The organism is Amygdalobacter nucleatus, from assembly GCF_029167365.1.
In the GTDB taxonomy this organism is placed as follows: domain Bacteria; phylum Bacillota; class Clostridia; order Saccharofermentanales; family Fastidiosipilaceae; genus Amygdalobacter; species Amygdalobacter nucleatus.
The window spans coordinates 368,141-381,626 of record NZ_JARFNM010000001.1; the positions used below are offsets into that span (position 1 = coordinate 368,141).

At 39.0% G+C, this 13,486-nt stretch carries 6 protein-coding genes; all 6 read left to right on the forward strand.

The window, feature by feature from the left end; all coding sequences use genetic code 11:
• Nucleotides 1-147: 147 nt before the first annotated feature.
• The 6 genes from PYS62_RS01670 to PYS62_RS01695 all read left to right on the forward strand — a co-directional run bounded on the left by PYS62_RS01670 (nucleotide 148) and on the right by PYS62_RS01695 (nucleotide 13,427).
• On the forward strand, nucleotides 148-4,662 hold the full coding sequence (locus PYS62_RS01670; RefSeq protein ID WP_315574125.1) for a PD-(D/E)XK nuclease family protein: 4,515 nt from the start codon (nucleotides 148-150) through the stop codon (nucleotides 4,660-4,662).
• On the forward strand, nucleotides 4,655-9,709 hold the full coding sequence (locus tag PYS62_RS01675; RefSeq protein WP_066714860.1) for a UvrD-helicase domain-containing protein: 5,055 nt from the start codon (nucleotides 4,655-4,657) through the stop codon (nucleotides 9,707-9,709). Before PYS62_RS01670 ends, PYS62_RS01675 begins: the two co-directional genes overlap by 8 nt.
• A gap of 266 nt (nucleotides 9,710-9,975) precedes the next feature.
• Entirely contained in the window at nucleotides 9,976-10,203 is a 228-nt protein-coding gene (locus tag PYS62_RS01680) for a helix-turn-helix domain-containing protein (protein WP_066714858.1), read from the forward strand.
• Between the two features lie 28 nt (nucleotides 10,204-10,231).
• Entirely contained in the window at nucleotides 10,232-10,474 is a 243-nt protein-coding gene (locus tag PYS62_RS01685) for a hypothetical protein (protein WP_315574126.1), read from the forward strand.
• 66 nt (nucleotides 10,475-10,540) lie between these two features.
• A complete protein-coding gene (locus tag PYS62_RS01690) occupies nucleotides 10,541-12,334 on the forward strand; it encodes a DEAD/DEAH box helicase family protein (protein WP_315574209.1) in 1,794 nt (597 codons plus the stop codon).
• Entirely contained in the window at nucleotides 12,312-13,427 is a 1,116-nt protein-coding gene (locus tag PYS62_RS01695; protein ID WP_315574127.1) for an HsdR family type I site-specific deoxyribonuclease, read from the forward strand. Before PYS62_RS01690 ends, PYS62_RS01695 begins: the two co-directional genes overlap by 23 nt.
• Nucleotides 13,428-13,486 lie beyond the last annotated feature (59 nt).

Genomic DNA, 13,486 nt, shown 5'->3' on the forward strand with positions numbered 1-13,486 from the left:
GAGCATTAAAGTGAAGAGAGGGTAAAACCTCTCTTTTTACATTAATCAAATGACAACAGGCAATACCATAGCCTTTTTGCATTTCATGTCCGTGTGTCAAATTCCCCAATAAGCACTATAATTAAGTCAAAAAACAGGGCAGCCAATATGCACATCGTAGCCGGAGCAGATAAATTTCAGATACTTGATTACATGACTGATGCAGTTTGCCAATTAAGGCAGAAGAAGCAGTTTAAGCCTATTTTTGTGATAGTCCCAGAAAACCGTAAATTACTGTTAGAGCAGAACTTATTATCCAAAGCTGGTGGACAACTATTTTTTACCGAAGTTCTGTCGATTAAACGCCTCGCATACCGCTTGTTCAAAGAAACTTTAGCGTGCCAAATGAAAGCTGTCAGCAATGAATTAGCCAGCTTGTTAGTTTACATCCATGTGCAGACGATTAAATCAGAACAAGCTAGCCAAGAAGAGGCTAACTATGCAGCCTTGTCGAGCTTCTTCCATAAGCCAGAATACATGCAGAAATTGCTGACCACAGAAGCAGATTTAAGGCGCTTTCAGCTGAATTTAACAGACATCATTACAGCTTTAGCCAAATTTAAGACGGCCAAAGCTGACAAGCTTCGTAAGAAATTGACCGCTTTACAAGATTTGAGTACAGCTTATCAGACGGCATTAGAGACTGAGAATTTAACCGATTCAGTTGGCATAGTTGCCGCCTTAATTAATTTGCTGAAACAGTATCGCCAATTTAAAGAAAAACAGGGTGACAGCTTCGAGGCAACCTTAAAACGCTTAAGCTTTTTAGATAACAGTGCTTTCTATTTTTACGGCTTTGCAGAAGATAATTTTATTACCCGTCAAGAATGGACGCTTTTAGAGGAACTATCTAAGCTAGGCGTGGATTTATGCTTGAGTGTCAGCTTGCCGAATATTGCTGCCAATTATCCCAAAATAGCAACTTTACGAGCTGAATTTGAGTTTGTCCAAGCCAATTATTCTTACTATTATCAGCCTAATTTGCGTAATTTAGGCAGCGACAAGTGCTTAGATTTCTTTCAACATTTACCTATTAAGGCTGCCAATGTGTATCAAGCGGGAATTAGAGCGTGCCTGGAACTATTAAGCTTGCCGGCATTAGGTAAATTAGAATGCACATACCTTATCCCAAATTATGATTTGAATCAGGCAGCAATAGAGGCTAAACTCTGTGATTTACAGGTCCCACAAGCTACCAGTGAAGCTGTACAGAAGACGGCGCTTGAGGCTACCTTTCAAACTTCCAAAAAAGCTACATGCGAGCTTAATAACGGAACTAAATTAGCGCCTGAACAAGCTAAGCTAGCCAAGTGGCCAGCGCCATTAAACAGGCAGCTAAATTTGAAACAAACAAGCGACAAATTAAGCATTTATCGTGCAATTTTGCGCGAACTAGAATTAAATTGCACTGGGCCAAATGCAAAAAACAAATTCTCAGATTGTGCCATCTTATTCTCTAACTACGCTGAGGATAGTGCGGAATTTTTGAGCGTTGCAGCAGACTTTAATTTGCCAATATATTTAGCGGAAGAACAGGCCCAAAGTTCTATTTTGAGCAGCTATTTGGATAAACTATGGCAGATACTCAAATATGGCTTGAATAGAGAGACGGTTTTAGCCTTTTTGCATTCGCCTTTGTGGAAAAATAAACATTACGATTTGGCAAATTATGAAAATTACCTACTGAGCCATGACTTGAACTACCGCAGATTGCTTGGCCCGTTTCGCAAACTTACTGATTTTTTAGCTATAGATCTAGCAAAAAACAGTTTAGATTGCCTAATGGAAGTAGAAGCTGGCAAGATAAGCGAAGAAATACTGTGGCCACTTAGCAAATTGCAAAAAAATTTGCAAAAAGCGAAAACGCGCGGCGAAAGACTAAAGGCCATTTTACGCTATTTACAAGACAGCGCACTAGCTGAACGCATATATCTCCTAAGCCAAGATTTAACTAATAGTGAAAACGCTTTATTAAGACAAGCTGGCGAGACTTTGCAGGCAGCTTTTCAGAAGTTCATCAAGCATTATGGCGAGCTATTAAAATACAGTTATGACTTACAGCATGAAAGCTTGATTGACTTTCTTAATAGCTTGGAACTTGACTTTAAGACTATGGAGTTTAATCTCTTACCAAGTTTTGGTCTTCAAATTTGGGTGAGTGGGGCTGAAAAAGCTGCTTACATGCGCTTTAAGGTGATTTATTTAATTAACTTTGCGCAAGTAAATGATTTGGTTAATCAGATGCAGTCAGGTGTATTTAGCTTAGAAGATTTGGAATTGTTAGCTAGCTATGAAGCTGAGTTAGGAAAGACTAGAAACGCTTTGGCGTTCAACAATGCAATTTCAGCCTTTGATACAAGTTCAGCTAGTCAACGCCAGCTATTATGCTTTTTGTATGCGAACTTAATTCTGCCAGCTGAAGTGACAATCTGTCAGTTTACAAATGAAGCCAATACTTGGCCGATGCAGCTTGCCAGCCTGCCAGGTGTTGAAGTGCAAAATGTGGCGAATGAGAGCCTGAATGAAGCGAAAGATAGCCTGAATGAAGCGAAAGATAGCCTGAATGAAGCGAAAGATAGCCTGAATGAAGCGAAAGATAGCCTAAATGAAGCAGAAGCTAGCTTAACTCATAAGCAAACAACGACAAAGGCTTTATTAAGTAGTGATTATTTACAGGCTAACAGCGAGTTAATTAAGCAATTAGCTAAGCTGGATTTGCAAGCTAAGCAGGCTGTAAAACAGTCTAAAACTTGGCAAACTTTGTGGCATAACTATCTGTCAGCATATGAATTATGTGCCGTAAGTGAACAAATGTATCCGAAGCGTAAGTTCCGTTTGGCAATTTTGGAGTTTCTCAACTTTGCTAAACAAACTTGTCAGGCCCTCCAAGAAGTTTCTGTTCCTGAAAATCAAGTCACGCCAGAGCCAACGCCAGAGACTACGACAGATGTCATGCCAGAAACTAAGGAAAATGCCACGACTGAGGCTCTAACGGAAGCTATGACAGACGCTAGTAACAATATAGAAACAGAGTGGCAGTTAGGGTCGGAAATAAACTTGTTAAGGATGGAACAATCTGAGAAACAACTTGATTTTGCCTTGCTTAAACGTTTGTTAGCTAACCGTTATACATTTTCAATCAACCAGCTTGAAACATATCGGCAAAATCCATTCGTCTTTTTCTGCCGCTACCTTTTAGGCTTACAAGAAGCTAACAGCATATCCAAATCTGCCCGTAACTACGGCATATTGTTGCATGCTTTTGCCGAATTAGCCGTTAAGACATTCTATTTAACGAGCTACAAATTAAGTGAACAGGCGATAGACATTGATCACCTAAATGAATTGGCACAAACTTTAGATATTTCCGCTTTGCAAGCTTATTTACAAACCAGCCTGAAAGAACCTTTTACAGCAACTTTGCCTTTATCTAAAACAAATGACATGACAGCCAAGATAGCTAAGATTTATCAGGCGCTGACAGCACCGTATCTTTACGATTACCAACCGAGTATCAGCTTATTGGAGTTTATGAAGCAGACTGAATCTGAGCGCGTTGAACAAGCTAGCCTCAATAATTTGGCCGCTAGTTTGGAAACTCTCAAAGCCAAGCAGGCTACTAAACGCATGTTCGTTCAACAAATCTGGCAAAATCTGGAGAAAACACGGGGCGAGAAGCTGGATCTAAACAGCCTGGTTTATCAAGAGGTGCTTTATCCGCAGCTCATTGATCAAGCGCTATATAGCTTGAAAAATATTTTGGGCCAGACGAGACAAGATGCAGAATACACGCTACCAACATATTTAGAGAAACGCTTTGAGTTACCTTTAGCAGATTCGAATTTAATCGCTAGCCTGAGCGCCGATTTGGCCCAAACAGCAAATTCAGATAAAGCAACAATTTTGGATAAGATGGAAATTTCAGATAAAGTTGCAATTTGTAAGGCCGCGCAGCTTCTTGGTAAGATTGACCGGGTGGACACAGCTTTTGATAGCAATTTCCAAGCGACAGACTTTGCTGTTATTGATTACAAGACAGGCTCTACAAAATTTGACTACGAACGCTTATTAGCCGGCTTTGACTTGCAGATGCCTTTGTACACGGCTTTAGTAAATAACAAGCTTAAAGTGAGCCAGGCGAGTTATCTTTATTTGAAGAATTTGTACGTGAATAAGTCCAAATCTGGCCTAGCTAGTAAGGCGCTAGACTTAGGGCCAAACTTCTTTGCTCTGTCTAGAAATGCGCATGAATTAATCGCTAAACTTGAAGTGTGCAAAGAAGATAAGGCAAGTGATAAGTTCAAGCTAACTAGTTCTGATTTTGTTAGAAATAGCCAACTTTTGAATGATTTAGCAGATTATAGTTTGCATTTGAGTCAGGCCTCTTTAGTTGATATTTTGGCCGCCAAATTCCCTTATCTGCCGATTTTAGGAGCTGATGGAACGGGGAATTTACCATTTCAGTGCCTAGCTAAATATGACCTTGCCAGTGGCGCATATCGCTATATGGCAAGCGAAAGAGCAAATAGCAAAGGCAAGAAAAACAGCGCTTTAACGAAGTTGGAGGCAGCTTTGCAAGCTTGGCAAAACAGATTAAATCAGGAGGCGAATTTAGATGAGTGAACAGCTGAATTCAATTGTGAAATGGCGCTTACAGCAACTAGAACTAAATGCTGAACAATATAAGGCTGTCACTTTACCTAAAGGCAATATTGTCGTTTCGGCAGCTGCTGGTTCTGGCAAAACTTACACGATGACAGAAAGAATCATGTGCCGAGTTTTAGCTAAAGAAACTACTTTAGCCAAATTGCTGATCTTGACTTTTACAGAAAAAGCCAGTGAAAACATGCAGACAGCCTTGCTAGACAAAATTGCTCAAATTAGGCAAGCTTTCTTAGAAATGCCTCTTTCTGAACGTGAGAGTTTGGGCTTAGATGTTTGTCAGACGGCTGAGACTACTTTGAGTCAAGCGACAAGTGAACTAGCTTTTGCCCAAATTTCAACCATTCACGCCTTTTGTAAGCAATTAATTGCTGATGCAGCTGATTTAGCAGATGGTGGGATTGCCTTGCAGGCCAATGAAATTAAGCAGGCAAAGATTGCCGATGAGAAAGTGAGCGACACGTTGTTGGAGCAAGCTTGTCAAAGAGTGTTAGATTACGTGCTACAAGTCATCAACACCAATGCCATGCTTGATTGGGGCCAATTTAGTCAGAATTTGACGAATATTTTGCCTGATGAGCTTTCAGAGACGACTTTTACGGAGCAGGCTAACAATGAATTTAAGCAACTATGTCTGCAGATGAATTTACAAGGCGAGAATTTCAAGCAAACGTGGCTTTTGCTATTAGCTCAGCTTCGGGCCACTAAAGATTTGACGAACCTAATTTCAGTTCTAAAATCAACCTACAAACAGTTTAGAAGCTATCCAGACTACATGCAAAAACTAGAGGACGCAGCCGTCTATGCTTATAAGCGAGCGGAAAATTTGCAATTAGCCCCGGAATATAGCTATTTCTTAAAGGAACTTGAGCAAGCTTTTACTTATTTTAATGTAAAGGCAGATTATTTAAGGACGCATTTACCGGGCGCTTGTTTTGTGAAGAAAGCAGCTAGCCCTGATGAGAGAACAGAAGTGACTAATTATTTGATCTATCTAATTAGTGAAATTCAAAGCCATTTAGCCCCGCTTTTAGCCCAATTTAATAGCTTAGCTAATGTTAAACAGCGCTTCAGCAAAGGTGAAAGGGCAGCGGTAGACTTAGAACTTGAGCCAGATACGCAAGTTTATGACATATACAAACAAGTTGTTGCCTTTGGTCAAAGCTTAGCCGTGCCGCCTGAACTTGCCGACAAGAAAGGGTCGAAACCGTTCAAATTTAACGCACGAACAGCTGCTGATGCAACTGAAACATTGCTCCGCGAGCAATATATTAAGTTTGTCGGACCAATTTTACAGTTAATTGCGCCACAAATTAAAATTATCAGCCAAACCGAAATCAACAAATTCAGCAATATTCAGCCGAACCTGCTCAATTTCGATTTAGGCCAAGAAACATATTTAGCCAAAGAACAGCAGCAAAAAAATATGCTGTGGGTAGAATTGTTGCTAGCTCTGGATGGCGCTTATGCGAACTTGAAAAAAGAAAAACAGGTAGCGGATTTTTCAGACTTAGAGCAGACGGCCTATACTTTGCTGAAAACTAAGAAAGTTAGCGATTATTGTAAAGAGCATTATCAGGAAATATATGTCGATGAATATCAAGACACGTCCAATATTCAAGAGGCGATTTTGCAAAAATTGGCCAAAGACAATTTGTTCGTTGTCGGCGATATCAAGCAGAGTATCTATGCGTTTAGAAACGCTAAACTCGCAAACTTTCAGAGCAAGGTCAATTTAGCCAAACAGATAGGTTCGACTGCAACAGATTCGCCTATCTGGACTTTAGTTAATTTCAATACTAACTATCGTTCATTGCCTGGTATCTTGACATTTTGTAACGAGATTTTCCAGGCGCTCTTTCAACCTGAACTTTTTAGCTTTGATTACATCAAAGATGCACATTACTTTCAAGCTGCGCCCAAATTTGCCAAGCAAAAATTAGCACCTGAGCCAGTTGTGAAAATTACTAGTTGTAAGAGTGATATAGCACCTGACAATATTGATGAATTACAGACACTTTTAGCCTCAGAATTAAGTGACAAGGACGCGTTATTAAGTGCTGACTTAAACGCCAAAACTTGTGAGCCGTATCTGATCGCTAGTGAAATTAAACAAATTTTAAGTGAGCCTACGCAACTTGAAGGGAAAAGCATCGCTGTTTTAGCACGCTCACACAGCACTTTAGCCAAAGTTGCACAGGCCTTGGCTGAGAGCAAGTTGCCGTATACGTTAGCTAAAGGCAAAAATGATGATACTGAACAAACGACAAGTGCGCCGACAGTGGCAGCCTTGGAATTGTATTTCCTGGTTAAGGCTTTGACGAATGCTTCTGACGATGAAACAATTACGAGCTATTTAACTGCAACTTATGTCCTGGCACCTTTGAGCTTAGCCGAGATAGCGGAAATTAAGGCAGCGTTAGAAGATTACAGCCAATTTGCCCTCAAGCATGCTAGTAGTTTGAGTGAAGAACAGGTGAGTTTACTCAAAAATTTGCATTATTTGCCATATCATCAGGTGTTGGATCTATACCTGGCGGCCATACAGTTTAAGGCAAGCAAGTTAAGTGAATTTTTGGCAGAACAAATACCTGACTTTTTGGTTGACTATGCGAAGTTTACCCAGCCTGAACTTGCCAGCAAATTAGAGCTTGATTTGGAGCAGCTTTATAGGTGGCAGGATTTATTTAATGAACTTGGCTTCAATGCAGCTTGGCAAACGATTTTTAGTGAGATCAAGCTGAAACAGCTAGCCCTTAACTCTGATATGCTCGCTGAACAGGCAAGTGCTTTATTAGCTTTACGCCGCCTAGTGAAGCAGACTAATAAGCTGTACACTTATCCAACCTTGGCTAATCTTTTGACTGCTATGCCAACTGCAAGTGCCATCATGTTGGAAGCTGACATGCCTAAGCTTGGAACTAGTGTGAATTTGTTGACGTTCCATGCTGCAAAAGGTTTGGAATTTGACTATGTTTTCATAGCGGGATTAGATTACCAGCTTAAATTTAGGACCAATGAGATTAACTATGCCGATACTTTGGGCTTTGTGCTGAAAGATAGTGTCGCAAATGGCCTTGTGCAATATGTGAGTATGAGCGAACTTGCACTAAAAATTGCTGAGCGAGAGGCGATATACGCCGAAGAACTCAGATTGCTCTATGTGGCTTTCAGCCGCGCTAAAGGCAAATTGTATCTTTACGTGAATGAGCTGACTAATAATTTGGCTAGCGACGAGGCTAGCAACAGGGCTAGTGATGATGCTTGTGCCACGACTATGACTTTAGCGGGTAATGGCTCTGGTTACATGGTTGATGATGGCGCTAATGCTTTGCCTGTAGAGAGAGCTAATTACGGCGCTGATGATAGCGCTAGTGCGGGCGCTGGTTACCGGGCGTCTAAATTGCAATTAGCTGAAATTTATCAGGCTAAAACTTATGCTGATTTACTTAACTTGGCTTGGCAATTTCGCACTTATAATGTGAGTCTAAATTCTAAAAATGGAGCTAGTTATTATGAATTAGAGAATTTGACGAGCGAAACTTGGCTTCTGACGCTTGCTAAAATTTATTTGCCGCTAGCTAAATACACCAACATTGCTGATAAATACGCCCAAATTAAGTTGGAAGCAAACGCAGAAACGACTGATGAAGAAGCTAAAGAAGAAAATAAAGAGGAAGTTGAGAATCTGACGGCCGAATATAGAGATTTGGTGCTAAAAGAACCAAATGTCTTAAAACAGGCCAAACTGCTAAGTGAAACAGCCATCTGTAAAGTGGACAACAAACGAAATTCAGGCGAAAAACAGGCAGAAACGCCACTTTACTGGGATATTACGACGCAAACAATTTTAGCGACGCAGGTCAAAAACTTGCTGACCAATTTGAACAAGTTGAAGGCAAACGACCTAAAAGCAGCTCGTCCAAATTCTATGTTAGCTTCTAGTTTGGCAGGCACGGATTTAAGTGCAAGCTTGCCAGAACCTGAGAGATTACAATTACAAGTTAATGCTAATAGGCTAGTTGAGGTGGAATTGGCGAGTGCATTAACACCTTATAATACGAAATACAGTGTCAGTGAGATTAAACACTTAGTTGCACCTAAAGCTAAATTAACCAAACTAAAACAAGCTGATGCCAAAAAGCCTAAATCTGAGCCAGCGGAAACTGAAAATTTGCCTTTAAGCGCAGCTAAAAGCGCTAAAATTGTGACGGAATTTGCCAATTTGTGCGATTCTGCTTCAACAATGCTTAATAGCCCTTCCATGAAGCAAGCTGCTCAAATAGCTGAACTGACTTTCACAGCTACCGACAGAGGCACCCTGATCCACCGCTTCTTACAGTTTGTAGATTTGAATAGCTTAGCGACATTAATTCACGAACAAGGAAATGGCGGCAAAAACGCTGTACAGAGCTTAATTTCGCTTTTGACGAAGCAACTAGACAACTTAGTAGACTCAAACATTATCCCTAGGGCTGCCAAAGAAATTGTGCTTGACGTTATGCCTAAATTGGCGGCTATTTATTTAGAGTCAGCTGAAACTGGGCAATTTAGGTCACTATATGAGGACTTGGCGATTGCACTCCAAAAGGAAACTAAGGCGATTTATCGTGAGTTCCCGTTTGTTATGCAATGGCCCCTTGTTAAATTCGTTGATTACTTCCCAGAGCTTATTTCTAAGGGGCTAGCCGACCAATTGCACAATATGGATCAGGCGCAGGGGCTAGATTTGGAGATAAGCGTGCAAGGTGTGATTGATCTTTGGTGGCGGACTGATAAAGAGATTTATCTAGTTGACTACAAGACTGATATTTTGAGTAAGGCAGCTCAAACTGATCGGGCCAATTTAGAGAAGTTCTTCTTGAACCATTACAAGGTGCCGATGCAATTGTATGCTTTGGCCTTGAAACAGGGCTTGAACTTATCCGAGGAAGAAGTTAAAGTGCATCTGCATGTTTACATTTACTCCGTGCAGGCAGGGACTTATGTGGAGCTGAAGCTATGGTAGCGGGGGAATGGGTGAAATGTGGGCGAATTTTATTGAAATTACTGAGAGTGAATTTCTGAAACACTCTTAGGATTTTAATTGCTTTGTTATGGCAAAGAATGTGTTGCAACAAAAATATAAAAAGACTAAAAATTGGCAAACACCAATATTATCTTGTTATTAACGGACAATTTTCATATAATGAGCAAAGATAATGATAATGTTTCGCTTTACAGGCTTTCTTTATTGCTACATACATAACTTGAGGGGAGTAATCACAAGCTAAAATGATAATTAAATACAACAAATTGTGGAAAATCTTGATTGATAAAAATATGAACAAAGTACAGCTTAAAGAAAAAGCCTGTATCAGTAGCAATTCAATCGCTAAATTGGGCAAAAATGAAACGGTACGTATGGACGTGCTCATGAAAATAGCAATTGCACTTGACTGTAAGGTGGAGGACTTGTTTGAGACTGTGGCTGAGAATAGGGAAGATAATAAAGAAAAGTAAGCTCTTACTTACAATGTGGAGAAAAATTATGGCATATAATCAAACTAAAAAGAATGAATTTAACGAAGCAACACGAGTACAAATGCCAGCTCTTGTTCATTTAACGCGTTTGGGTTATCAATATGCTGGTAAATTATCAGAAAGAGACTCGGGTATTGCTTTTGATGGGGATACCAATATTCTCATAAACGTTTTTAAGAAACAGTTTAAGAAACTTAATCCTGAACATGCAGGTGAAGAACTTGAAATATTAACTTCAATTAAACAGTAACTTGCCAACGACGATTTAGGTAAAAGCTTTTATAAGCGCTTAATCAGTGTTTCTCCTACCCGTCTAATTGATTTTGATCATCCGGAAAACAATGTCTACCACTGCACTGGAGAATTCACATGTAAAAATGGCCAAGATGAATTTAGACCGGATATTACTTTATTTATTAACGGGCTACCTCTTGCATTTGTTGAGGTTAAGAAACCACATAATATCGGTGGTATGGTTGCTGAATCTAAGCGCATGAATCAGCAACGTTTCCCTAACCGTAAATTCCGTAGGTTTATAAACATAACTCAGCTGATGATATTTTCAAACAATATGGAATATGACGCTGAAGGTGGTATAACACCTATTCAAGGTGTATTTTATTGCACCGGTACAAGAGAAAACACTAAATTTTCAACGTTTAGAGAAGATAATCCTCATGGTGATAAGGTAGCACCATATAACGCAGATTACCCGTATGAGGCAATAAATCTTGATGTTGAAAAACGTATACTCACTGATTTTAATGTGCAAGTTATTCATACTACTCCAGAATATCAGACGAATAAAGATACCTACAGTCCAACTAACCGTGTACTAACTTCTATGTGCTCTCCTGAGCGTCTCTTATTTTTGCTTCACTATGGCATAGCATATGTACATATCGAAAAAGAGGTAGACGGCAAAACCGAAGTAACTGATCAAAAACACATCATGAGATATCAACAAATGTTTGCAGCACTTGCAGTCCGCGAAACTATACATAAAGGAATAAAATCTGGTGTTATTTGGCATACACAAGGTAGCGGTAAAACTGCCCTAGCATATCATCTCAATGACGTATTGACGGATTATTTTGCTAAACATAATAAGGTAGCTAAGTTTTATTTTATTGTGGATAGACTAGATTTACTTGAACAAGCCAGCGATGAATTTAAAGCACGAGGGCTTGAAGTCAAAACAACAAATACTCGCTCAGAATTGATGGCTCAATTTCGTACCACACAATCGCTTGAAGGTAATTCAGGCAACCGTGAAATAACTGTTGTTAATATTCAACGCTTCGCTGAAGATCAAACAAAGGTAGATCTATCAGGATATGCCACTAATTTACAACGTATCTTTATTGTAGATGAAGCCCATTGTGGATATAACCCGGCCGGTAGTTTTTTAGCAAATCTATTTGATGCCGATAAAGATTCTATAAAGCTTGCTTTAACTGGAACGCCTTTGCTAAAAAAAGAGCGGGCTTCATGGAAAGTTTTCGGTAATTACATTCACACTTATTACTACGATAAGTCAATTCAAGATGGATATACGCTAAAAATCATACGTGAAGATATAGAAACCGCTTATCGTGATAAGCTATCTGAAATTTACGATTCTATTGAGCACCTTGTTCAGAAAAAAGAAGTACCAAAGGCAGAAATAGTTGAACACGACAAATATGTAAAAGAATTATTGCAGTACATTATCACGGGTTTTAATCGTTTTCGCATTAAAGAAGGAGATCAGACTCTAGGTGCAATGATTATCTGTGAAACAAGCACTCAAGCTAGAAAAATGTTCAGTTATTTTGATGAGATCCAAAGCGAACTAAGTAAGACACTGTCTTGCAATTCCAGCTTGCGAGCAGGATTAATTTTATTTGATTCCGACGATAAGGAAACCCGCAAACAAACAGTTAAAGATTTCAAAAAGAATATGACTGTTGATATTTTAATTGTTTTTAATATGCTGCTAACAGGTTTTGATGCCCCACGTTTAAAAAGGCTTTATCTAGGACGCCGCCTAAAAGACAATAATTTACTGCAGGCATTAACCAGAGTAAACAGGCCATATAAAGGATATGCGCTACGGTTATGTTGTTGATTTTGCTAATATTAAAGATAATTTTGATGCAACCAATCAAGCCTATCTGCACGAACTTAATAGATTCAACAATCCCGAAGAAACTGGTGATATAGGCGGTAAAAATTTAATTGAATCTGTTATTGAAGATCCTCAAGCTTTACTTAATGGCGTTTACAAAGCCCGACAGGTTTTATTTAATTTCGATTTGAATAATGCTGAAATTTTTTCTACACAGATTTCATCTATAGATGATAAAGATCATCTCATAGAGATTCGTAAATCTTTGCTGTCAATACGTGAAGCTTTTAACATTGCCAGAACTTTTGGAGACGATGAGCTAAAAACTCAAATGGAACAACTTAATATAGAAAAGTTACCGGTGATGCTATCCGAAGTGGAACATGCCATTTCTAATATTAATCAAAAAGAAGCCTTTTCAACTTCTGATGAAACTCGCCATATAATTAATGAAGCTATGCTGGATATTGAATTCAAATTCAGACTAAAAGGCACACCAGAGGAGATGAAAATAGCCACTGGTGCAGAACAGGAACTAAAAGAAAAATGGCAAAGAACTATTCAAGCCTTTACTACTAACATTGATCAGGATGATCCTACTTATATAACATTACGAGAAGCTTTTATGCAACGCTTTAGAGAACATGGTTTTATTATTGATGATTTAGCTGACTATGATTCAGAAGCAAAAGCCTTGGATGACATATATGAAAAATTGCTCGTCCTAAAAAAGCAAAACAATGCCCTTAGAACTAAATATAACGGTGATGTTAAGTTTGTGCGTGTACACAAACGAATAAAAGAAGAAAATGCTAGTCGTCACCAAGAAGGTAAATCTGATATTGTTGCACCATACGATGAGCAAATCGTAATATTTCTTTCAAACATAAAAAATAGCATCGATGATAAAGTCTATGACAAAAGTGACATCCTGAAAAAAGATGCTTATTTTGAAAAAACCGTTATGACGCAAATAACATCAAGTTTAAATAAATTGAATTTCAGCACAGATCATAACGATCGTCTGTTTATTCAAAGACAAATTTCGCGGCAATATATGAACCAATACAATGATACATATGCTGCTGTTTAATGGAGGACGTATGAATCAAACAATTAAAGAACACACTATAGAACTAATTGATAAACTCA

Coding starts and splice junctions, on each gene's coding strand:
- PYS62_RS01685 (WP_315574126.1), top strand. CDS start 10,232: ATGGCATATAATCAAACTAAAAAGAATGAATTTAACGAAGCAACACGA.
- PYS62_RS01680 (WP_066714858.1), top strand. CDS start 9,976: ATGATAATTAAATACAACAAATTGTGGAAAATCTTGATTGATAAAAAT.
- PYS62_RS01675 (WP_066714860.1), top strand. CDS start 4,655: ATGAGTGAACAGCTGAATTCAATTGTGAAATGGCGCTTACAGCAACTA.
- PYS62_RS01670 (WP_315574125.1), top strand. CDS start 148: ATGCACATCGTAGCCGGAGCAGATAAATTTCAGATACTTGATTACATG.
- PYS62_RS01695 (WP_315574127.1), top strand. CDS start 12,312: ATGCGCTACGGTTATGTTGTTGATTTTGCTAATATTAAAGATAATTTT.